14 protein-coding genes, 14 tRNA genes and 4 rRNA genes are annotated in these 23,222 nt (G+C 49.4%); 2 read left to right on the top strand and 30 right to left on the bottom strand.

The window, feature by feature from the left end:
- Positions 1–570: 570 nt before the first annotated feature.
- From glmM to NYE29_RS13685, 26 genes are all read right to left on the bottom strand, one after another.
- Entirely contained in the window at positions 571–1,911 is a 1,341-nt protein-coding gene (gene glmM, locus NYE29_RS13810; RefSeq protein WP_076114182.1) for a phosphoglucosamine mutase, read from the bottom strand.
- A 110-nt stretch (positions 1,912–2,021) separates the two neighbouring features.
- Complete coding sequence (locus NYE29_RS13805) at positions 2,022–3,476, bottom strand: CdaR family protein (RefSeq protein ID WP_340896396.1); 1,455 nt, start codon at positions 3,474–3,476, stop codon at positions 2,022–2,024.
- Complete coding sequence (gene cdaA, locus NYE29_RS13800) at positions 3,469–4,299, bottom strand: diadenylate cyclase CdaA (RefSeq protein WP_076114180.1); 831 nt, start codon at positions 4,297–4,299, stop codon at positions 3,469–3,471. The genes NYE29_RS13805 and cdaA overlap by 8 nt, the downstream gene beginning before the upstream one ends.
- Before the next feature lie 211 nt (positions 4,300–4,510).
- Positions 4,511–5,125, bottom strand: a complete 615-nt coding sequence (locus NYE29_RS13795; RefSeq protein WP_038596956.1) for a zf-HC2 domain-containing protein — start codon at positions 5,123–5,125, stop codon at positions 4,511–4,513.
- 122 nt (positions 5,126–5,247) lie between these two features.
- On the bottom strand, positions 5,248–5,814 hold the full coding sequence (gene sigW, locus NYE29_RS13790; RefSeq protein ID WP_038596958.1) for an RNA polymerase sigma factor SigW: 567 nt from the start codon (positions 5,812–5,814) through the stop codon (positions 5,248–5,250).
- Positions 5,815–6,455: 641 nt separating this feature from the next.
- Positions 6,456–9,248: a phosphoenolpyruvate carboxylase gene (gene ppc, locus NYE29_RS13785; protein WP_340899709.1), complete on the bottom strand. Its 2,793-nt coding sequence runs from the start codon at positions 9,246–9,248 to the stop codon at positions 6,456–6,458.
- Between the two features lie 573 nt (positions 9,249–9,821).
- A tRNA-Pro gene (locus NYE29_RS13780) sits at positions 9,822–9,895 on the bottom strand.
- A gap of 6 nt (positions 9,896–9,901) precedes the next feature.
- A tRNA-Gly gene (locus NYE29_RS13775) sits at positions 9,902–9,975 on the bottom strand.
- A gap of 12 nt (positions 9,976–9,987) precedes the next feature.
- Positions 9,988–10,061 (bottom strand) — tRNA-Pro (locus NYE29_RS13770).
- Between the two features lie 13 nt (positions 10,062–10,074).
- A tRNA-Arg gene (locus NYE29_RS13765) sits at positions 10,075–10,151 on the bottom strand.
- An 8-nt stretch (positions 10,152–10,159) separates the two neighbouring features.
- Positions 10,160–10,234: transfer RNA gene (locus NYE29_RS13760), tRNA-Gly, on the bottom strand.
- Positions 10,235–10,241: 7 nt separating this feature from the next.
- A tRNA-Leu gene (locus NYE29_RS13755) sits at positions 10,242–10,325 on the bottom strand.
- Between the two features lie 16 nt (positions 10,326–10,341).
- Positions 10,342–10,414 (bottom strand) — tRNA-Lys (locus NYE29_RS13750).
- A 5-nt stretch (positions 10,415–10,419) separates the two neighbouring features.
- Positions 10,420–10,493, bottom strand: a tRNA-Gln gene (locus NYE29_RS13745).
- Positions 10,494–10,545: 52 nt separating this feature from the next.
- A tRNA-Val gene (locus NYE29_RS13740) sits at positions 10,546–10,621 on the bottom strand.
- A 36-nt stretch (positions 10,622–10,657) separates the two neighbouring features.
- Positions 10,658–10,732, bottom strand: a tRNA-Glu gene (locus tag NYE29_RS13735).
- A gap of 11 nt (positions 10,733–10,743) precedes the next feature.
- Positions 10,744–10,819 (bottom strand) — tRNA-Thr (locus NYE29_RS13730).
- A gap of 1 nt (position 10,820) precedes the next feature.
- Positions 10,821–10,896, bottom strand: a tRNA-Asn gene (locus tag NYE29_RS13725).
- Positions 10,897–10,902: 6 nt separating this feature from the next.
- Positions 10,903–11,019: ribosomal RNA gene (gene rrf, locus NYE29_RS13720) — 5S ribosomal RNA — on the bottom strand.
- A gap of 151 nt (positions 11,020–11,170) precedes the next feature.
- Positions 11,171–14,097, bottom strand: a 23S ribosomal RNA gene (locus tag NYE29_RS13715).
- Positions 14,098–14,336: 239 nt separating this feature from the next.
- Positions 14,337–14,412: transfer RNA gene (locus tag NYE29_RS13710), tRNA-Ala, on the bottom strand.
- A 29-nt stretch (positions 14,413–14,441) separates the two neighbouring features.
- Positions 14,442–14,518: transfer RNA gene (locus NYE29_RS13705), tRNA-Ile, on the bottom strand.
- Positions 14,519–14,558: 40 nt separating this feature from the next.
- A 5S ribosomal RNA gene (gene rrf, locus NYE29_RS13700) occupies positions 14,559–14,675 on the bottom strand.
- Between the two features lie 105 nt (positions 14,676–14,780).
- A 16S ribosomal RNA gene (locus tag NYE29_RS13695) occupies positions 14,781–16,336 on the bottom strand.
- Together the 16S, 23S and 5S rRNA genes with 14 tRNA genes alongside form the textbook arrangement of a ribosomal RNA operon.
- A gap of 403 nt (positions 16,337–16,739) precedes the next feature.
- A complete protein-coding gene (locus NYE29_RS13690) occupies positions 16,740–16,970 on the bottom strand; it encodes a hypothetical protein (protein WP_025336637.1) in 231 nt (76 codons plus the stop codon).
- Positions 16,971–17,224: 254 nt separating this feature from the next.
- The gene (locus tag NYE29_RS13685) at positions 17,225–17,836 is read right to left on the bottom strand and encodes a stage II sporulation protein M (protein ID WP_076112925.1); all 612 of its coding nucleotides are present in this window, start codon (positions 17,834–17,836) and stop codon (positions 17,225–17,227) included.
- A gap of 140 nt (positions 17,837–17,976) precedes the next feature.
- On the opposite strand from NYE29_RS13685, the gene pdaB reads away from it, so the two are divergent.
- Entirely contained in the window at positions 17,977–18,780 is an 804-nt protein-coding gene (pdaB, locus tag NYE29_RS13680) for a polysaccharide deacetylase family sporulation protein PdaB (RefSeq protein WP_038596963.1), read from the top strand.
- Between the two features lie 37 nt (positions 18,781–18,817).
- Here pdaB and NYE29_RS13675 read toward each other — a convergent pair whose 3' ends face one another.
- Together NYE29_RS13675 and NYE29_RS13670 are read right to left on the bottom strand one after the other, a co-directional pair.
- A complete protein-coding gene (locus NYE29_RS13675; protein ID WP_076112926.1) occupies positions 18,818–19,636 on the bottom strand; it encodes a PPK2 family polyphosphate kinase in 819 nt (272 codons plus the stop codon).
- Between the two features lie 164 nt (positions 19,637–19,800).
- A complete protein-coding gene (locus NYE29_RS13670; protein ID WP_076112969.1) occupies positions 19,801–20,391 on the bottom strand; it encodes a KinB-signaling pathway activation protein in 591 nt (196 codons plus the stop codon).
- 128 nt (positions 20,392–20,519) lie between these two features.
- On the opposite strand from NYE29_RS13670, the gene gerD reads away from it, so the two are divergent.
- Positions 20,520–21,212: a spore germination lipoprotein GerD gene (gerD, locus tag NYE29_RS13665; RefSeq protein WP_076112927.1), complete on the top strand. Its 693-nt coding sequence runs from the start codon at positions 20,520–20,522 to the stop codon at positions 21,210–21,212.
- A gap of 60 nt (positions 21,213–21,272) precedes the next feature.
- On the opposite strand, the gene NYE29_RS13660 is transcribed toward gerD, so the two are convergent.
- Both NYE29_RS13660 and cwlD read right to left on the bottom strand, forming a co-directional pair.
- A complete protein-coding gene (locus NYE29_RS13660; RefSeq protein WP_076112928.1) occupies positions 21,273–22,382 on the bottom strand; it encodes an Mrp/NBP35 family ATP-binding protein in 1,110 nt (369 codons plus the stop codon).
- Positions 22,383–22,471: 89 nt separating this feature from the next.
- A complete protein-coding gene (cwlD, locus tag NYE29_RS13655; RefSeq protein WP_076112929.1) occupies positions 22,472–23,218 on the bottom strand; it encodes an N-acetylmuramoyl-L-alanine amidase CwlD in 747 nt (248 codons plus the stop codon).
- Between the last annotated feature and the right edge of the window lie 4 nt (positions 23,219–23,222).

The following is a 23,222-nucleotide window of genomic DNA, read 5'->3' as shown; positions in this document are numbered from 1 at the left end:
GGCATGTTACTTGAGAAAAAGCAAATATTCTGTTGTAGTCATAAGTCCAACAAAATAAACCTGTCACCTGCTAGGTGTTCATGAAATGCACAGTCTTCTCCTCTGCCGCAGCAGACCTCTGTTTACTTTCCAGATCGCACATACCCATGAAATAACATTTCTAATTTGCACCCATAGTCGCGTTGTAAGAGTGGTCGCCCGCTCATTTTCCGCTTCCATTTACGGCTCTGGTGCATCACCGGGAGGTCCCCGCCGAACATTTCGAACGCCTCCACCTCGTCAGCTTACATCTGCCGTGATCCGTTCAAGCCTTGCCCTGATTGGCATCTTGCTGGCTTTCCCTTCTCCCCCGCGCAAGATCAAGCTCTGGCGCTTGCTATTGCTGTAACCTTACTATCCCCGCTTTCCTTCTGGAATGACACTTAATCATTATATGCACCTTACATCACTTTGGCAATGCTATAACTCGTGAAACCTTTTGGAACACTTCAACAAACTGGGTATATTGATCATTAAGCCGGTGAATAAATCTGTCGATCTTATCCACCGGCTGCCAGTATAAATAACAAATTAGACCAATTCGCGCTGTACTACATCAACAATCTGACCGACAAAAAGATCCAGTTCAGCCTTATCCGGTCCTTCCGCCATTACACGGATCAGCGGTTCGGTTCCAGAAGGACGTACCAGCACACGGCCATTATCGCCAAGCTTGCCTTCCACCTCATTTATCGCCGCTTCAATTGCCGGATTGTTAGGGTAGTTGGTCTTATCCTGCACACGTACATTCACAAGCACCTGCGGATATTTGGTCATCATTGATTTCAGCGCACTTAGCTTCTTCCCTGAGGCCTTCATCGTATCCACCAGCTGAATCGCTGTGAGGATGCCGTCTCCGGTTGTATTATAATCGAGGAAAATGACATGCCCGGACTGCTCTCCGCCCAGGTTGTATCCTCCGCGGCGCATTTCTTCCATCACATAACGGTCGCCGACAGCTGTCTTGGCTGTATTCAGCGATAATTTCTCAGTCGCTTTGTAGAAACCGATGTTGCTCATTACTGTAGAGACAATAGTTCCATCCTTCAGCTTACCTGCACGGTTCATGGCATCTCCGCAGATGCAAAGGATAAAGTCACCGTCAACCTCGTCGCCCTTCTCGTCGATGGCAATTAGACGGTCGGCATCGCCGTCAAAGGCAAGTCCTAAATCCGCACCTTGGCGCAGTACTTCCTCACGCAAGGTTTCAGGGTGGGTGGAACCGAAGCCATCATTAATGTTTAGCCCGTCAGGCTCTGCTCCAATGGCAATGACCTCGGCGCCAAGCTCTCTGAATAGCCGCGGGGCCAGCTCATACGCTGCACCGTGTGCGCAATCAAGCACCACTTTGATTCCTTTGAAGCTTTGGGAAATGGTTGTCTTCAAATATTCCAGATAAAGATATTTAGCATCGTTATCTACCGTAACTGTACCTAAACCAGATCCAACAGGACGGGGCAGCTCATCCTGCTCCGCATCCATCAGTTCTTCAATCCGCAGTTCCGTCTCGTCAGTCAGCTTGAAGCCGTCACCGCCAAAAAATTTAATGCCGTTATCCTCCACGGGATTATGCGACGCAGAAATCATGACGCCCGCATCGGCCTTAAGCAATCTTGCAATATATGCAACAGCAGGTGTACTCACTACACCCAGACGTATAACATGGGCCCCAATGGACAACAGGCCGGCTACAAGCGCCGATTCCAGCAATGGACCGGAAATCCGTGTATCCATCCCTATGACTACCTTAGGCTTCTCTACGTTACCCGCAAGCACATACCCTCCGCAGCGGCCAATACTGTAGGCCATTTCTGCTGTTAATTCCCGGTTTGCAACTCCGCGTACACCATCTGTTCCGAAATACTTACCCATCTTTATTTCTCCTTTGATTACGCTGCTTCAGCTTAATGAATTATTGTATGAAAGTTTAATTATTCCGTGTACCGAAATACATCTAAATAGACGTATTCCTGTTTAAAAAGTTACGTTCCGCCTGTGCTTCCGGCATTATTGCTATTCCCGTTGCCAGTGGGGGTACTGCTGCTCTCTGCCGTGCTTTCAGTCGGGGTTGGTGTGGCCGTGGCTGCACTATCCCCGTTGTTAGAGGGGGAGGGCTCGGCAGTAATTTCTTCACCGGCAGCAGGCTCAGAACTTGGCTCCGGGGTGACTGCCGTCTCGGTATCCGGTGCCTCCGAACTTTCTGGCGTTGAAGGTACTTGCAGATCCACTGTTGCTGTAAGCGGCTGGGCGGAATTCACCAGCGCTATAAACCTTGGCAGTGAGACCTGAAGGGGTACCTGATGAATGCCTGCGGCATAACCGCCGACATCCGCGACCACACTGATATTGTCCTTATCTAGTTGATCCAGCAGGGTAGGTGCCCCGGATACAGTCAATGATACAGTTTTGCTGGATGGATTTGTCATCAGGGCTGTAAGTCCGTTGGCCACCCCTTCCAGCTTTATGGGAACCGCCTCAATCGTCCGCTGGGCAATTTCTGCGGTCGTCACCGACACCTTCACCGTTCCCGGATCGACCTTCGTGGCTCCCTCAGGAGGCTTAAGCTCCAGTGGCAGCTGCTGTGTACCCGCAGAAGTGATAGAACTTAAATCCAGGGTCACCTCATAGGAGGACAGCCCTGCCAGCACCTCCTTGTTCCCAAACACATTCACCGCATCGACCTCAGGAGTTACCCTGGATACGACGAGGGAGCCGGGAAGCTGACCGCTGAAGCTGATATCTAGCGGCAAGCTTTTGAAAGGCAGGGTGATCGGCAGTTCCACAGATACGGAAGCAGGCTCAATCACTGCATCTTCTATTTCCTTGCCGCTGCTGTCATAGGCATACAACTTTAGTTTTTTCTCTTTGAAGGTTTCACTTTCGCCATCCAGCTCGATGATCCCCTGCACCTTAGCCACCCTGCTCAGCTCACTGTCAGCCAGCGTAACCTCAGCCGTCTCCGGCTGAATCACCGGGGTGCCGACCTGATAGCCCGCCGCCGGCTCGCCCTTCGTACTTATTGTGACCGGAAATGACTTTGTAGTCCGCAGTTCCACATGCACGTTCACTTGTTTAGGCTCCATGGATTCATACATCACCCCGCTGGGCAGCGAATAATTTAGCGGCAGCGTTGTATCCCCCGGCTGTAATCCGCTTAAATCCACCGAAACCTTATAGGCATCCGACAACTTAAAGTTAAGGTCGGATCTTTTGCCCCGAACCTCCAGCCTTACGCTGTCAACGTCCATGGTGTAGATATACTTTTCGTCATCAAATCCGCTTCTCGCTATCTTAACATTCTCAATGATTTTCGATTCAGTATTAACCGTAGTCTGGTTCGTAGGCTCCGTATCCACATGTACAATGGTCCATAAAATAACACCGAAGACAAGCGCAAGAATTTTGTTGAAGTTATTGTTCTTCATCCACTTATCCATTGCTCTTGCCCCCTCTCCGTTTCCAGAAAGCAGAACTTTTCTCCTTCAGCGGGGAAGTCGCACTAAGCTCCTGGTGCAGCTTCGAGATGAGCGATTCTTCCTTAATGTCCCTCACAATTTGCCCGTTAATCGCCAGCGAAATTTGCCCGGTTTCTTCAGAGACCACAACAGACACAGAATCCGCGACTTCGCTGATCCCAATGGCCGCCCGGTGGCGTGTCCCCAGCTCCTTGCTGATGAACGGATTCTCCGACAACGGCAAATAACAGGCAGCGGCGGCGATTTGACCATCCTGCATAATTAGCGCACCGTCATGCAGCGGGGTGTTGGGAATGAAAATATTGATCAGCAGCTCAGAGCTGACAACAGAACGCATCGGAATGCCGGATTCAGTAAATTCATTAAGTCCAGTCGCCCTTTCGAAGACAATTAAGGCCCCTATCTTTCGCTGGGATAAATAATTCATGGCTTTAATGACTTCGCCGATTAATTTACTGACTTCCTCATCATTCTCCGCGGTTCGTCCAAAAAATTTGCCCCGTCCAAGCTGCTCCAGTCCCCTTCGCAGTTCAGGCTGAAAGATAATAAAGATCGCAAAGATCCCAAAGGTATAAATCTGATTCATCAGCCATTTCAAGGTATACAAATCCAGCAGGGTGCTCAGCGCCCAAATAATGACCAGCACCAATATCCCCTTCAGGAGTTGAACCGCCCGCGTTCCGCGAACCATATTGAGCACTTTATAAATAATATAACTGACAATCAGGATATCGATTATATCTTTAATGGACTCTTTCCATGTAAGGTCAGTAAAATAACTCATTGCCTAAAACCCCCGTCATTTCATATTAGCTGGGTTTATGTAAAATGTCTGTAAGTTCTGTATCAATATCTAGGTTATAACGTTCACGCTCAGGTTGCAAGTTTAGGTCGTTGGGGTTTTATGTTTCAGACGTTTAAAGACAACAAAAAAGCGCCATCTTTCCGGAAAAAGAGGCGCAAATGAGTTTTCTGCTAAAAGCAACCATATCTAATTAACGGTAGGCAACTTCAGAGAACATGTTCGTCACTTTATACCAGAGCCAACTTACCGCTTGGTCTATGCTTTTGACTTGCCCGGAAATATGAGCGGTTGAAGCCTTGTACAGAGTGCCGTCGATCACAGTCACATTGCCGTTTACTTCCCCATATACTTGAGTTTTACCGTTCTCCACCGTAAGATCGCCGGAAATGATTTTGCCGGAAGGTACGATAACCGTATCTCCTTTGATGACAACCTGATCGAGGTCGCTTCCTCTGACTACAAGCTGTCTATCCTGATTCCAAAAAGTAACGGAGCTCATCAACATCACAAAAATAAACAAGGACGCCGCAGTAAGCGCGGGATGTCGCTTGATCCAGGTGATAAAAGCTCTTTCCTTCTTGGATTTCGGTAATGAATTCATAATCCGGCCTACAAGATCCTCCGAGGCTACAGGGTTCTGGTGCATCAGCGAGAACATCAGCATATCGGTCTGTTCCAATTCTTTGAACTTCGCACGGCAATCCGGACAGGATAGAAGATGCTCCTTCAATTCCCTCTGCTGCAGTTCGGGCAAGTCGTCATCCAGGTAGTCGTGCATCATAGAGACGGCCAGTTTGCATTCCATAGGAGCCAATCCTTTCATGAGTGCTATTTAATTATTTCAAAACAAAGAGACAGGGCGCATAAGACTTGCTTAACTTACATACGTCGCTCCCTGAAGGACGTTTCATAAAAATAAATCTATTTTTACATTTTAGGGCCTAATTTTTTACGTAAAAATTCACGTCCGCGGTGAACCCGTGTCTTGATCGTCGTTACGGGCATATCCAGCACATCACTGATCTCCTGAAGCGACAAATCCTGCAAATAACGCAGAATCATCACGGACCTGTATTTGACGGGCAAACTGTCGATAGCCTCATAAATCAGCGACTGTGTCTCAGAGAGCAAAAGCTCTGTCTCCGGTGTCACATTGTCGCTGGGGATCATCGAATAGCCGTCAATACCTTCCTGATCATTCATCTCGGCATCCAGCGAATACGTTGGTTTGCGCTTGCGCAGCCTATCAATGCAGAGGTTCGTGCCAATCCGGTAAATCCAGGTTGAGAACTTCTGCTTATCATCATAACGGTCCAAATTTCGATACACACGCAAAAAAGTCTCCTGAACGATATCCTCCGCTTCATGGCGGTTGTTCAGCATCCGGTAAGCCAGATGATATATCTTGTCTTTATATAGTTCCACAAGCTCGGCAAATGCCCTTTGGTCGCCTTTCAAGGCGAGCTTTGTCAATCTGCCTTCCAAATTCTCCACCTGTTAACTCCCCCAGACTTGCCGCCCTTGGTATTTCATCTCTTGAATGTCCACGGTACAAGCATTTAAATCGTAATTCATGTTCCGGCAAAAATCAAGGATTGTATTGTTACCTATAGGTATATTGGGCAAAATCCACGCATTGTGAGCGGTGATTAATCGCAGCTGCGGGAAACATTTGGACTTCCGGTCGCTGTTATTGTCAGATTCCCTGATTTGAACCGCTGGCAGCGGTAGGAATCCGACAATAAAGGCGAACGCTACCGCTCCTCCAGTTCCAAATTTCCTCTTCGCTGCTCCATCACCGGCATTGGCATGCCATATGATTCAGCCCAAATTACATTTCAGCAACAAATGCTGAGAGTCATGGGGCTGGAAGCTGCTCAGTAACGGCACCTTCAGCTAATGTAAAGTAACAAGATCCGGTTCCCTTGCCGGGTCATTAAGGCCGGCTACATAGAAACACAAAAACCCGTCGGCCTCCATACCAGAGGCGGACGGGTTTGAAGAAAGCGGCTTTGCCGGCTTCAAAAAATCAACAACTTAGAGAGAACATCATGAATATTAACTACAGTAAATCAATTTCAAAAATTCACTTTTTGAAGATCAAAAATTGCAAACCATCAAGTCAGATCAGAGTATCAGCCCGTGTTCCGCAGACCGGCGGCAATACCATTGATCGTGAGCAGCACCTCACGCAGCAGCTCGGCGTCATCGCCTTCAACCTCGCGAAGAGCTCTCAGCTCGGACAACAACTGCACCTGCAGGTAGCTGAGTGGGTCAACGTATGGATTGCGCAGCCGGATAGATTCCTGGATCACAGGAACGTTATCCAAAATATCCTGCTGGCCGGTGATTTTGAGAATGAGTTCTGAGGTCAGCTTGAATTCGGCTTCGATCTGGCCGAATATCCGCTGACGCGCTTCCTCATTCTTACCCATGCTTGCGTATTCCTTGGCGATAATCAGATCGGCCTTGGCAATAGCCATTTGCAGGGTGTCAATGAGCGTAGTAAAGAAGGAGAAATTCTCATACATATGCTGCATGATCTTCAGGTTCTCTTCCTTATCCTCATAGAAGCTCTGCAGCCCTGTTCCAGCGGCGTACCAGGCCGGGAGCAGATAACGGCTCTGCGTCCACGCAAACACCCATGGAATGGCGCGCAGATCCTCAAAACGGTCACTATTCTTACGCTTCGAAGGACGGGAACCGATATTGAGTTCTCCAACCTCAGGCAGCGGTGTTGATTCTTTGAAATAAGCAAAGAAATCCGGATCACGGAAGATCAGATCCTGATATTTATTAAGCGAAACTTCGGAAATCCGGGCCACAATCTCTTCCCACTTGCTTTCGTACAGATCAGCCTCAGGCATTCTGGCATTAATAGCTGCCGTCACAAGCGCCGAGGTTGCCTGCTCCAAGCTGCGGTAAGCAATACCTTGCATCGAATACCGGGAAGAAATAACCTCTCCCTGTTCCGTAATCTTGATGCCACCGCCAATGGTTGAGGCCGGTTGAGCAAGAATACTGCGGTTCAGCGGCATCCCGCCGCGTCCGAGCGCACCACCACGTCCGTGGAAGAATTTCAGCTTAATCCCGAATTCCTCTGCAGTAGCCGTAATTTGCTTCAATGCAACGCGCAATTCCCAGTTCGCGGTAACTACCCCGCCGTCTTTGTTGCTGTCCGAATAGCCAAGCATAATTTCCTGCACATCGCTCATCGCACTAACGGCATCACGGTAGATCGGCATACTAAGCAGTGTATGCATAATTTGTGGCGCATCATGTAAATCATCAATGGTCTCAAACAGCGGCACTGCCTGCAGTGTACATACGACAGTTCCATCATTATCTTTACGGAACAAGCCGACTTCCTTCGCGAACACCATAACCTCTAAGATGTCGCTCGCTGCTTCAGCCATACTGATCAAATAACTGGTGATGCACTGCTTGCCGTATTCCTCCTGCGCAGTGAAGATCGTGCGGTACACCGCAAGACATTCCTCTGTGCTCTCCATGTAAGTCTGGTAAGGTGAAGTCAGCGGACGCGGATCATTCAGCAAATTCTCCAGAATTTGAATTTTTTCATTTTCTTCTAATTTAGCGTAATCCTGCGTGATGTTCATTTTGGCCAAAATTTCTGTCATCGCATTTTCATGCTCCTGACTGTGCTGGCGAACATCCAGTGTAGCCGTGTGGAAGCCAAACAGCTCCACCTGGCGGATCAGCTTCTTAATGTAGGTATCCGCTACATAATCCGCATAGTGATGACGCAGACTGCGGTCTATCACGTTCAAATCATCTATAAATCGTTCTGGTGAGGAGTAGCGCTCAGGCGTACCCTTTTTCTCATCATCCAGCACGTTCTGTATCTTGGAGATCATGTAACTGAGTTTAATCCGGTAAGGCTCGTTGTCATTGCGCCAGGCATCAACCCGGTTAAGATTGATAATGTTGCGGTCCTGTTCAATGGAATCCACCAGTTCCTGCGTCACCTCGACGATGCTTGTACTAAAGCTCAGGTACTGCATGAGTTCGCGCATGATACGCTGGTATTCCCGGATCGCCAGCTTGCGCTGCAAGCGCAGCGTCTGCAGCGTAACTGCAGCAGTCACCGAAGGATTGCCGTCGCGGTCCCCGCCGATCCATGAGCCAAAACGCAGATACGTCGGTACATGCCAGTTCTGGCCTGGATAGTATTTGCTCAGACATCGCTCAAGCTCTTGGTACACATCCGGCAATACTTGAAAAATCGTCTCATGGAAATAATACATTCCATTACGCACTTCATCGAGTACCGTAGGCTTGCGGTCACGCAGCTCATCGGTCTGCCACAACGTGATGACCTCGTTCAGCAGCTTCTCGCGCAACTGTTCACGTTCCCGGAAGGTCAAGGTAGGATTATCCAATCCCATTACATCGTCGGAAATCCGTTTATGAATATCAAGGATCGCCCGGCGCATAGCTTCCGTAGGGTGAGCCGTCATGACCAGCTCTAGTGAGAGGCCATTCATGATTTCATGGACATCCTCATGGGAGAAGTCACGCTCGCGTAGCTCCTGAATAGCGCTTTCTATGGACCCGGGCTGTACAGTCTCTCCGGCTGAACGTTCATAGTCGCGTTTTCGGCGAATGCGGTGATTCTGTTCGGCGATATTCACCAATTGAAAATAGATGGCGAATGCCCGTATCACCAGGTGGCGATTCTCAGGATCCAGTGAATTAATTAGCTCCTTAAATTCATTGTGCAGTTCAGGCAAAAACAATGAGCGCAGCGATTTACTGGTCTCGCGGATCTTCTCCACGATTTCCAGCAATTCGTTACCGCCTTGATGAACCAAGACTTCGCCCAGAATATTCCCCAGGAACCGTACGTCCCGCCGCAGCAGATTGTTGGAGTTGCTTTTGCTAACGGTAGTCGTAAGTTCGGTCATGCTGCTCCCCCCATCCTCTTCCGGATCAATGTTCTTAACATTGTCTATTTGAAGCTTTCCACATATCATACAATAAAACCGCCCGGAAATCTTCAACTTATTGCGCTGTAAAGCGTCGCAGTAATTACGATTATACACCAATTTGGCGTTTTATACAGTCATAAAATACTTATTATATTGGCTGACTAACAGGGTATTTATGTAAAGACAATGGCTGGCATAAATTTATATAATCTATTCATATAAAGGACCATTAAAATTGGGGGTTTTCATTTCGTGGCATTATGAGGACTTCCTGACGCCCTAGCATTCTAATAACCAGGCCCTGTTCAATCGAACAGAACGGCTTGGATTGCCTAACCTTCCAAATACCTAAACCTATCATAAAGCACGGTCAGAGAGCCTTGAGCGAGTTCTCCTGCCACATCAAGCGGATGTTAGGTCCTTCCCGTCCAAAGCGCGCATAAAACCCACTTGGGTTATGGAGAGCTTCATTATCACTCTATCATTCACTTAAGTAAACAAAAAACTCCTACCGGAGTAAGAGTTAAATGTCAGCTGGTTAGCTGAGTATCGGGATGACACGATTTGAACATGCGACCCCCTGGTCCCAAACCAGGTGCTCTACCAAGCTGAGCTACATCCCGAAACTATGGAGCGGGTGATGGGAATCGAACCCACGCTATCAGCTTGGAAGGCTGAAGTTCTACCATTGAACTACACCCGCATAGGTGTACAATCGGGATGACACGATTTGAACATGCGACCCCCTGGTCCCAAACCAGGTGCTCTACCAAGCTGAGCTACATCCCGTTAATATTAAAAATGGCGCGCCCTGAGAGATTCGAACTCCCGGCCTTTTGATTCGTAGTCAAACGCTCTATCCAGCTGAGCTAAGGGCGCAAAAATTATGGAGCGGACGACGGGAATCGAACCCGCGACCCTCGCCTTGGCAAGGCGATGCTCTACCGCTGAGCCACGTCCGCAAATAAGTGGTGCGCGTGAAGGGACTTGAACCCCCACGTCGTAAGACGCCAGATCCTAAGTCTGGTGCGTCTGCCATTCCGCCACACGCGCATAATACTAATAAAAGTGAGCCATGAAGGACTCGAACCTTCGACACCCTGATTAAAAGTCAGGTGCTCTACCAACTGAGCTAATGGCTCGCATTTGGCAGGGGATATAGGATTCGAACCTATGATGACGGAGTCAGAGTCCGTTGCCTTACCGCTTGGCGAATCCCCTATGATGGATACCTTTATAATGCCCATAATTTCTATAAATATCAAGAAGTTTATGGTGGAGGCTGAGGGGATCGAACCCCCGACCCTCTGCTTGTAAGGCAGATGCTCTCCCAGCTGAGCTAAGCCTCCATATGTATGCCTTCAAAGGGTAATGATAAGTATTGTTGGTGACCCGTATGGGATTCGAACCCATGTTACCTCCGTGAAAGGGAGGTGTCTTAACCCCTTGACCAACGGGCCATGTAAATCTGTGGAGCTCTCAACCGGATTCGAACCGGTGACCTCTTCCTTACCATGGAAGCACTCTACCTACTGAGCTATGAGAGCATGGCTCCCCGAACAGGACTCGAACCTGTGACAACTCGATTAACAGTCGAGTGCTCTACCAACTGAGCTATCAGGGAATATCCGCTTGGCGGCGTCCTACTCTCCCAGGACCCTTCGGTCCAAGTACCATCGGCGCTGGAGGGCTTAACGGTCGTGTTCGGGATGGGTACGCGTGGAACCCCTCCGCTATCGCCACCAAACGGGCATTTACAGCGTAAATGCTTCAGGAACCTTAATTCCTGAAAACTGAATCCGAAACGAAAATTGCGTCTGCCCTTCATCTCTTCGGGGCCCCCGGAAAGTATTCGGAATCGGCTTCGTCAGCCTCTTCTTCACTTTTTGGGGTAGTTTTTGGATAAGCCCTCGACCGATTAGTATTGGTCAGCTCCATGCATTGCTGCACTTCCACCTCCAACCTATCTACCTCGTCGTCTTCAAGGGGTCTTACTAATTGGGAAATCTCATCTTGAGGGGGGCTTCACGCTTAGATGCTTTCAGCGCTTATCCCGTCCGTACGTAGCTACTCAGCCATGCTCCTGGCGGAACAACTGATGCACCAGCGGTACGTCCATCCCGGTCCTCTCGTACTAAGGACAGCTCCTCTCAAATTTCCTGCGCCCACGACAGATAGGGACCGAACTGTCTCACGACGTTCTGAACCCAGCTCGCGTACCGCTTTAATGGGCGAACAGCCCAACCCTTGGGACCTACTTCAGCCCCAGGATGCGATGAGCCGACATCGAGGTGCCAAACCTCCCCGTCGATGTGGACTCTTGGGGGAGATAAGCCTGTTATCCCCAGGGTAGCTTTTATCCGTTGAGCGATGGCCCTTCCATGCGGTACCACCGGATCACTAAGTCCGACTTTCGTCCCTGCTCGACTTGTTGGTCTCGCAGTCAAGCTCCCTTATGCCTTTGCACTCTTCGAATGATTTCCAACCATTCTGAGGGAACCTTTGAACGCCTCCGTTACTCTTTAGGAGGCGACCGCCCCAGTCAAACTGCCCGCCTGACACGGTCCCCGTACCCGTTTAGGGCACCAGGTTAGAACCTAGATACGATCAGGGTGGTATCCCAACGGCGCCTCCGCAGAAGCTTGCGCTCCTGCCTCTACGGCTCCCACCTATCCTGTACAGATCGTACCCAAATTCAATATCAAGCTGCAGTAAAGCTCCATGGGGTCTTTCCGTCTTGTCGCGGGTAACCTGCATCTTCACAGGTATTAAAATTTCACCGGATCTCTCGTTGAGACAGCGCCCAAGTCGTTACGCCATTCGTGCGGGTCAGAATTTACCTGACAAGGAATTTCGCTACCTTAGGACCGTTATAGTTACGGCCGCCGTTTACTGGGGCTTCGGTTCACAGCTTCGGATTGCTCCTAACCGCTCCCCTTAACCTTCCAGCACCGGGCAGGCGTCAGCCCGTATACTTCGCCTTGCGGCTTCGCACAGACCTGTGTTTTTGCTAAACAGTCGCTTGGGCCTTTTCACTGCGGCCCCCTCGGGCTATTCACCCTACCGAGGCACCCCTTCTCCCGAAGTTACGGGGTCATTTTGCCGAGTTCCTTAACGAGAGTTCTTCCGCGCGCCTTAGAATTCTCTTCTCGCCTACCTGTGTCGGTTTGCGGTACGGGCACCTTCTCCTGACTAGAGGCTTTTCTTGGCAGTGTGAGATCATGACCTTCGCTACTATAATTTTCGCTCCCCATCACAGCCCAGCCTTAATGGTGTGCGGATTTGCCTACACACCAGCCTCACTGCTTAGACGGACATCCATCAGTCCGCGTCACTACCCTCCTGCGTCACCCCATCGCTCATAGCGGATTACGGTGGTACAGTAATTTCAAACTGTTGTCCTTCGACTACGCCTTTCGGCCTCGCCTTAGGTCCCGACTTACCCTGAGCGGACGAGCCTTCCTCAGGAAACCTTGGGCTTTCGGCGGATCAGATTCTCACTGATCTTTTCGTTACTCATACCGGCATTCTCACTTGTATGCTGTCCAGCGCTCCTTACGGTACACCTTCAACCTGCATACAACGCTCCCCTACCCCAGATACATAGTATCTAGCCATAGCTTCGGTGGTGTGTTTAGCCCCGTTACATTTTCGGCGCAGAGTCACTCGACCAGTGAGCTATTACGCACTCTTTCAATGGTGGCTGCTTCTAAGCCAACATCCTGGTTGTCTGTGCAACTCCACATCCTTTCCCACTTAACACACACTTGGGGACCTTAGCTGATGGTCTGGGCTGTTTCCCTTTTGACAATGGATCTTAGCACTCACTGTCTGACTCCCGGCAAGAAGTTAATGGCATTCGGAGTTTGACTGAGCTTGGTAACCCTTGCGGGCCCCGCACCCAATCAGTGCTCTACCTCCACCACTCCATTCACCGAGGCTAGCCCTAAAGCTATTTCGGGGAGAACCAGCTATCTCCGAGTTCGATTGGAATTTCTCCGCTACCCCCACCTCATCCCCGCATTTTTCAACATACGTGGGTTCGGGCCTCCAGTGCGTGTTACCGCACCTTCACCCTGGACAGGGGTAGATCACACGGTTTCGGGTCTACGTCCACATACTAAATCGCCCTATTCAGACTCGCTTTCGCTGCGGCTCCGGCTTCTCACCTTAACCTTGCATGTTAAACGTAACTCGCCGGTTCATTCTACAAAAGGCACGCCATCACCCATGAATAGGGCTCTGACTTTTTGTAAGCACACGGTTTCAGGTTCTATTTCACTCCCCTTCCGGGGTGCTTTTCACCTTTCCCTCACGGTACTGTTTCACTATCGGTCGCCAGGTAGTATTTAGCCTTAGCAGATGGTCCTGCTGGATTCATACGGGGTTTCACGTGCCCCGCACTACTCGGGATCCGTCTCGGAGAGAACACAGTTTAGGCTACAGGGCTTTTACCTCTATCGCGGGCCTTTCCAGACCTCTTCGCCTACCATATTCCTTTGTAACTCCATGTGAGACGTCCCACAACCCCAAGGGGCAAGCCCCTTGGTTTAGGCTGTTCCGCGTTCGCTCGCCGCTACTGACGGAATCACTATTGTTTTCTCTTCCTCAGGGTACTTAGATGTTTCAGTTCCCCTGGTCTGCCTCTATCTCCCCTATGTATTCAGAGAGAAGTAACTGCGAATTACCACAGCTGGGTTTCCCCATTCGGACACCCCCGGATCAAAGCTTGCTTACAGCTCCCCGAGGCAGTTTCGTTGTTCGCCACGTCCTTCGTCGGCTCCTGGCGCCTAGGCATCCTCCGTGTGCTCTTATTAGCTTAACCAATCGCTCTGGTATTGGCTTATTCGCTCATCTTGTTTTAAACAGCGCTTCCAGATCACTCTGTCCGCCAGTCTGTTTAAAGCCAAAAGTCGCTCACAATCCAAAACCTTCGCTTAGTATCACTATTAATTAAAACTTGTTCACACAAGTTTCAGCTAAAAGATGTTCTAAAACGCAAATTCGTTTCGGTATCCAGTTTTCAAGGATCAAGTTTAAAGAAGTATTGAGTTTAAATCATTTTGGTGGAGCCAAGCGGGATCGAACCGCTGACCTCCTGCTTGCAAGGCAGGCGCTCTCCCAGCTGAGCTATGGCCCCATAAAAGTACTATCCTGTTAAATGTTATATGGTGGGCCTTGGTGGACTCGAACCACCGACCTCACCCTTATCAGAGGTGCGCTCTAACCAACTGAGCTAAAAGCCCATATAACATAACATTGAGTCAACCAAAGGATTGGTTGTCCGCTTGGCAGCGTCCTACTCTCCCAGGACCCTTCGGTCCAAGTACCATTGGCGCTGGAGGACTTAACGGTCGTGTTCGGGATGGGTACGTGTGGAACCCCTCCGCTATCGCCACCAAACGCATACGAAAGAGACTTGCTCTTTCAAAACTGAACACGAGTGAGTGTTTTGGAAGCTAAGCTTCCGATTTGAATGTCACCGTTGCAGGTGACGATTCTCCATAGAAAGGAGGTGATCCAGCCGCACCTTCCGATACGGCTACCTTGTTACGACTTCACCCCAATCATCTACCCCACCTTCGGCGGCTGGCTCCCTTGCGGGTTACCCCACCGACTTCGGGTGTTGTAAACTCTCGTGGTGTGACGGGCGGTGTGTACAAGACCCGGGAACGTATTCACCGCGGCATGCTGATCCGCGATTACTAGCAATTCCGACTTCATGCAGGCGAGTTGCAGCCTGCAATCCGAACTGAGACCGGCTTTGCTGGGATTGGCTCCACCTCGCGGCTTCGCTTCCCGTTGTACCGGCCATTGTAGTACGTGTGTAGCCCAGGTCATAAGGGGCATGATGATTTGACGTCATCCCCACCTTCCTCCGGTTTGTCACCGGCAGTCACTCTAGAGTGCCCAGCTCGACCTGCTGGCAACTAAAGTCAAGGGTTGCGCTCGTTGCGGGACTTAACCCAACATCTCACGACACGAGCTGACGACAACCATGCACCACCTGTCTCCTCTGTCCCGAAGGCCGCCACTATCTCTAGTGGATTCAGAGGGATGTCAAGACCTGGTAAGGTTCTTCGCGTTGCTTCGAATTAAACCACATACTCCACTGCTTGTGCGGGTCCCCGTCAATTCCTTTGAGTTTCAGTCTTGCGACCGTACTCCCCAGGCGGAGTGCTTACTGTGTTAACTTCGGCACCAAGGGTATCGAAACCCCTAACACCTAGCACTCATCGTTTACGGCGTGGACTACCAGGGTATCTAATCCTGTTTGCTCCCCACGCTTTCGCGCCTCAGCGTCAGTTACAGCCCAGAAAGTCGCCTTCGCCACTGGTGTTCCTCCACATATCTACGCATTTCACCGCTACACGTGGAATTCCACTTTCCTCTTCTGTACTCAAGCCACCCAGTTTCCAGTGCGACCTCAGGTTGAGCCCAAGGTTTAAACACCAGACTTAAATAGCCGCCTGCGCGCGCTTTACGCCCAATAATTCCGGACAACGCTTGCCCCCTACGTATTACCGCGGCTGCTGGCACGTAGTTAGCCGGGGCTTTCTTCTCAGGTACCGTCACTCCGGTAGCAGTTACTCTACCGGACGTTCTTCCCTGGCAACAGAGCTTTACGATCCGAAAACCTTCATCACTCACGCGGCGTTGCTCCGTCAGGCTTTCGCCCATTGCGGAAGATTCCCTACTGCTGCCTCCCGTAGGAGTCTGGGCCGTGTCTCAGTCCCAGTGTGGCCGTTCACCCTCTCAGGTCGGCTACGCATCGTCGCCTTGGTGAGCCGTTACCCCACCAACTAGCTAATGCGCCGCAGGCCCATCTCCTTGTAGCAGATTGCTCCGCCTTTCATCCTTCGTCCATGTGAACAAAGGAATTATCCGGTATTAGCTACCGTTTCCGGTAGTTATCCCAGTCAAAGAGGTAGGTTGCCTACGTGTTACTCACCCGTCCGCCGCTAAGTTAATCCGGAGCAAGCTCCTTCATAACTCCGCTCGACTTGCATGTATTAGGCACGCCGCCAGCGTTCGTCCTGAGCCAGGATCAAACTCTCCAAATTGGTATCCAGAAAGAGCGATTGCTCATTTTGAAACATCTGACGAGAATTTACATTCTCACGATGAAATTTCTAAAGCGTATAAATACGCTGTGAAACTCATCAGTTTTGGATCTCACTTGCGTGATTTCCCACTCACTCGTTGTTCAGTTTTCAAAGATCAATGTCTCTTTTTAACTCTTCACCGCGTCTCAGCGGCGACCTTTATAATATATCACAGTGTTTATCATTTTGGCAAGTCTTTTTTTGAAAAAAAGTTTTTTTCGTTTTTCCTTGCCTGCAGCTGCTTTTCAATACATAGAAAAGGAGCGCGAGATATAATGTATCATAGCGGCTCCCTTTTAGTCAACCTATTTAGTTAATTTCATGGACAAGCGATTGAACCCTAAGTATCAGCCCTCTAATTTTAATGTTTAAATTGGGATGACCGGCCGCCCCACGCATATTTAGACAGCTCTTTCTGAGGAGCAAAACGTGCGTACATACGAAATACTGTTTTATATCGATTGGCAATGGCATGCCTGATATTTTGGTCCAAGCGTTGATCACTTAAATCCAGAAGCATCTCATCAAGCTCTTTACGCAAAACATAGTCCAGCTCCTTACATTCCTTCTCGTTGAACAACATTCCCAACATATGCTTGGCCTCCTTCATGAAATTTAATATTTACAGAAACCTCAAATGCCGCTGCTTGTGTGATAGAAGATAGTCCATGGATGACGGGAAGCTGTACCTGTTTATCCGTTTACACTAGATTAACCGGAGCGCAGTATCTATAACCATAATTACGAAAAAATCACCTCTATGGTCTTGCCGCAAATACATAGCACCGGTTGTCAGGAAACCCCAAAATCGTATGGCTTTAATGTTATGCTCAATTCCCGGGTTTTTTATGATAAAAGTGAAAATGTAATCGTGCTTTCAATTATTGCGGCGATCAATAAAAGGATCACAATCCAAACCGATGCCGTTAATGTTTGCCGCATAAAGACCGGCCAAGCGTTGCTCCGCTTTTCTTTATTGGCGGCTGTACCGAATATACCTGCGAATATTTTACCGCCGAACTGCAGTCCAAAAGCACAGGCGATAATGATTGCCGGAATTTCAATGATCCCGTGCGGCAGGAGCCCCTTAACGATAAGCGTAAACAAATCCTGTTCCTGAAGCACCGACAAGTGGATTAAATATCCGATAACCGCACCGTTGATGAGCAGAAAAAATGCGGGAAGTATCCCAAAGAAGGCACCGAGGAAAATAATGAGCACACTCTTGATACTATTGTTCAGAAATATAAATTTGAAAAAACTCCACTGTGGATGGTCGGACTCTTTAAGATCTTTACTGATATTACTGAGACCCTGCAGCTGCTGTTCAATCAATTTTTGCATAGCGCCGGTGCCTATCCAGCCAATCACACCCCCTGCGATGAATAGAATGGCTGCCAGTATTAAGGCTTTGCGGATCGTGGTTAAATCTTTGGCAAACGTAAAAAAGGATAACATAGACACCTCCTGGAAGTTTTGACGTCACCGCTTCAAAAGCCTTAACTATGATTTCTGTCCTAGAGGAGGTCATAAGCGGTGGGTACGAGCATACATTTAGAACAAACAAGCATTTCGCATAGGAGAGGAGCGCTGTCAGTATGAATTCTTTTTATGTATTCAGCGGCAAGAAGATAAAACGGTTCATTTACATTTTTGCCGCTGCGCTTCTTGCCGCCGGTGTCGTTTATGTCGAGAGGGGCAATATTACCGTTTTTTCCGAAACGGCCCCTTCTGCGATATACAGTGTGCCGACGGAGAAGAAGCTGATCGCTTTAACTTTTGATATTAGCTGGGGAGAAAAAAGGCCCGAACCGATCCTCAAGGTGCTGGAAGAGAAAAAAGTGGATAAGGCCACCTTCTTCCTGTCGTCACCCTGGAGCAAAACTCATCCGGAAATTGTAACAAGCATTAAAGATTCAGGATATGAGATCGGCAGCCATGGTCACAAGCATGTAAACTACAGCGCGCTGAGCAACGAGGAAATCCGCACCCAAATTTCGACAGCACATACCGTGCTTACCGAATTGACTGGCAAGGAACCGAATCTGATCCGCATGCCAAACGGCGATTTCGACAAAAGAGTGCTTCAGGTGGCCAGCGACCTGGGTTATAAGGTCATTCAGTGGGATACCGATTCTTTAGACTGGAAGAACATCGGTGTAGACAATATCGTAAATCGAGTAACGACAAAGGCTCATCCCGGAGATATTGTGCTTTTGCATGCCAGCGATTCCTGTAAACAAACTCACGAGGCTCTTCCGCTTATCATTGACAAGCTGCGCAGCCAGGGCTACGAATTTGTTACTGTGTCCGAGTTAATCAGCCAAGGCAGCGCCGAGGGCAAGGAAGTACGTGATTCCGCTTGGCTGGACGATGGAATTGAAGACGCTGCCGGAATGTAGGCTAACCCGCCACTCTCTCCTGCTTCTTCTGTAATTTTTAATGGCGTGGTGATATCAGCTCTGATATATCGGGCGTTGGAGTGTTCAGCTTCGGATAACTTAAGTTCAGCCCTTCCAGCGTCTTCACCACAATGGCCAACGCGAGATAATTGCGGTACCAGCGGCGATTGGCCGGAATCCAATACCAGGGCGCGTTTTTTGAACTGCTTTCTTTAAATACATCTTGATAAGCCTCCTGATAATCATCCCAAAATTCCCGCTCCTGCAGGTCACTGGCGTCAAACTTCCAATGTTTCGCCGGGTCCTGCAGCCGCTCCTGAATTTTCTCAAGCTGCTTCTCCTTGGAGATATGCAAAAAGAGTTTGATGATCGTTGTCCCTTCCTCCACCAGCATTTCTTCAAACTGGCGGATATAACGAAACCGGCGTTTCATCTCATCTTTTTGCAGACTGCCGTGCACGCGGGGAACCAAGACATCCTCATAATGCGAGCGGTTGAACGCGGCAATGTAGCCCTTGGGCGGCGTCTTCATATGCACTCTCCACAGGAAATCATGGGCTTCTTCCTCGAGAGACGGTTTTTTAAAGCTGGTGACGATAAAACCCTGAGGGTTGATCCCGGAGAAAATATGCTTTACCGTGCCGTCTTTCCCGCTGGAGTCCATCCCTTGCAGGATGACAAGCAGGGAATGCTTTTTCTGGGCAAATAGAATATCCTGCAGCTCGGTGAGACGTTCTTTAAGCTCCTTCATCTTGCCCTCGGCTTCCTCCTTGGTTAAGTCGCCGCTTTCGTTCGGATCAAGCTTGCTCAGGAGTGTTTCGTTTGTGTCTTTTATCATATAGCGCTTGATGTTCATATATTCCCCTCCTCAAAGTTTTGTGAGCATGAACAGCCGCATCTTTAAAATATGTAGTATGTCTTTAAGATTAACCTCCTCCTCCTGATTTTAATCGCCGGCTGGAGGAATCACAAAGAACCCTGCTTCTCATCTGGAGAACGGGGTTCTTTGTATTTTCATAATTATCCTGTTCGTGGTTTCAGAATACGGTGCAGCATCAGAATTTGGAATGCATTGCTTGCAATAAGCGGAATTACAATAAATACGGTAGCGCTGTCCACTCCTATGCGGAGCACACCAATCGTCTCCACTATCGTGATGGCTGTCATAAAGAAAAATGTCGGAATCCAGGCTGAACTATTCGTGCTTCGTACTTTAAAGTAGGACACAATAATGGCTGTAAGCAATATAACGATGCCCAGAATCAAATCAGAGACGACGTTTCGTTCTCCTCCTACAAAAGTTCGCAGAAAGATCAGCTCGAGCAGGGCAAGCACAGCCAGCACCAGTTGTATGTACTGCCAGACCTTTCGCCGAAACACACCTGTTCCCATATAGTTGAGAATCAGATACGCAAAGAAGCCGAGCTGCGAGTAAACGCTGACAAGCATGCCATAGCCAAAAAGGATCAGGGGGTAAATGAAGAGATCGGCAGTGCTTTTGAACTCGATTCGGCCATTCACAGCCTGCAGTGCAAGTCCAGCTACTACCGCTCCGCCCGCACCGATCAGAAGTGTGGTCCAGAACAAATAAAACCATTTCCTTATACTCAGCCAGTTCACCTCCCCGTGTCAGATTTATTTTACCAAGCTTACCGTCAAAAAACCATTATACTGCAACATAAATGTGTGTCCGCGCGGCATACTACAGTCAGGAATCCTACAAAGGAGGGGCAGCGCCAATGAAATGGAGGAGTTTATGGTCCGGAGGCCTGGCTTTAAGCTTAATTATGGCTTTAACGGCCTGCGGAGGAGAACAGAGCAGTTCATCATCCGGGCAGATGGGATACAAGGAAATGAAGACCATGGTTGTTGATATATTGAAAAGCGATGAGGGAAAGAAAGCCGTAGAGGAGGCACTCTCCAGTCCAAGCTCCGGCTCCGAAGGAAGCGGCGGCGGGCTGAGCATGAAAATGATGCCGCTCCAAACGACGGAGCAAATCCGGATTGCCGTCAAGGACACAATTACAGCTCCGGAGTATCAAAAAGAAATTGAAAAAATTATGACCGATCCGCAATTTGCCGGTGAATTTGCCAAAGCGATCAATACCCAGAGCAAGGAGCTGCATCTTCAGCTGATCAAAGACCCAACGTATCAAAAATCAATTGAAGAGATCATGAAGTCGCCCGAAATGATGAAAATGTTCCTAGACCTTACTAAAACTTCAGATTACCGCAAGCAATCCATGACCATTATGCAGGAAGCGATGCAAAATCCCCTATTCCGCATGGAAGTGCTTGGTTTGCTTAAAACGGTAGTCCAGGATGAACTTCAACCGAAGGTTGAAAAGAAAGGCGGGGAAAAAGGCGGCGGGGATCAAGGAAGCGGCGGGGACAGCCAGAAGCAAGAAGGCGGCGATGATTCCGGTTCCTAAATAAAAAGAGGCCTTGTCCCACTTACAATTGGGACGGCCTCTTTTTAATGCCAATCTGAATTACTGCTCATACTTCGCAATCAATTTATCGGCAATCTCCGCAAACAGCTGTGCGGTAGCTGTTTCGGGTTTATATACGGACGGTGAGAAATCCGGTTCGGAGATGTGATTATCCGGTGCGCCAAGCGGCACCTGGGCCAGCAGCTCCGTATGCAGTGTCTCTGCTAGTCTCGCCCCGCCGCCGCGGCCGAAAATATAGTCCTTTTTGCCGCATTCCGAGCATTCATAGTAGGCCATATTCTCAATGACCCCAAGAATCTCATGCTCTGTCTGCAAAGCCATTGAACCTGCTCTAGCCGCTACAAAGGCTGCTGTTGCATGGGGCGTAGTTACGATGATTTCCTTGCTGTGCGGCAGCATCTGATGCACATCCAGCGCCACATCACCCGTACCTGGAGGCAAGTCAAGCAGCATGTAGTCAAGCTCTCCCCAACCTACGTCGCTGAAGAACTGGCGGAGCATCTTGCCAAGCATGGGTCCTCTCCAGATGACAGGACTATTCTCACGGATGAAAAAGCCCATGGACATGACCTTCACTCCGAAACGTTCTACAGGTATAATGGTGCCTTCTTCGACAATCGGGCCCTCTTCAATCCCCATCATGTCCGGAATACTGAAGCCATAAATATCAGCATCAATCAATCCGACCTTCTTCCCTTTTCGGGCGAGTGCCACTGCCAGATTTACCGTCACGGTTGATTTGCCGACCCCGCCCTTGCCGCTGGCGATAGCGATGAAGTTCACGCCGGAGTTCTCACCAATCAGCTCATGGCCCTCAAGACCCGCTGCATGCCCTTTAAGCTTGTCCCCTTGACGATCTTCCGGCACATCGTCCACGCTCTCTCCGCGCAAGATAGAGCGCTCATAGTCGGTGGCATCACGCAGCCGGATATGCACATTGCCGGCTCCGCCCGCTGTAAGCAGATCACGCACCTGCTGCTCCAACTCCATACGGCTCTTCTCATCTTGGTCCAGACATACAAGAGATAAGGATATGCGGTCTTCCTTGATCATAATATCGCGAATCAGCTGCAGCTCCACAAGGCTTTTTCCGGATTCCGGGTCTGTAAGCGACTGCAATAGTTCCTGAATTTGTTCCCTGGTCAGCATGGAAAGCACCTCTGTTCCTTCCGGACGGATAAGGTTCCGGTATTTTTGTCTATTATAGCATTCCCCCTCTGCGGATGAGTAGTCCCTCCTCACTGCTGCTCTGAAGCATACCGCATAATCCCGCGGTAAATGCTCGTTGCCACCTTCCGCTGATAGACATCGTCTCCAAGCAAAGCCGACTCCTGCGGATGTGACAGAAAGCCTACCTCCACAAGCACAGCCGGCATTTTCAATGCTTTTAACAGATACACTGTATTCACAGTTTTAGCTACACGATCGGTATTCTCCAGTGTAGCCTTGAGCTCATCCTGCACAAAGCCCGCCAACGCTTTATTCCCTTCGTTGTTGGGATAATAGAAGGTTTGCGCTCCGCTCCAGCGGCCGGAAGGGACACTGTTCATATGGACGCTGATAAAGAGGTCCGCGCCTTTCTCTTCAATAGTCCTTACCCTTTGCTTCAGATCCTCTGTCTTGCGCTTGGAATATCCTTTGGTGCCCTCCTGGGCCAGGTCATAATCACCTTCACGCGTCATAACTACAATCGCCCCCGCCTGCTGCAAATAGTCGCGCAGATACAGCGACACCGAGAGGTTAATATCCTTCTCGATCAGTCCCTCACGGCTGACTGCCCCTCCGTCCGGTCCGCCATGGCCGGCATCGATGGCTATAATCTTACCGGACAATGGCAGGCTCCAATAGTTCAGCGTTTTGGCGGTAGGCATATCATAGGCAATGATGCCGATCATCACAGCAAGCAGCACTGCGCCCAGCATGCCTTTTTTAATACTGTTCCATGAGATCCAGACCGAGACTTTCCGCTGCTTTCGGCCAGACATAACA

Source organism: Paenibacillus sp. FSL M7-1046 (assembly GCF_038007405.1).
Lineage (GTDB): Bacteria > Bacillota > Bacilli > Paenibacillales > Paenibacillaceae > Paenibacillus_AQ.
This window is presented reverse-complemented; position numbering and strand designations above follow the sequence as displayed.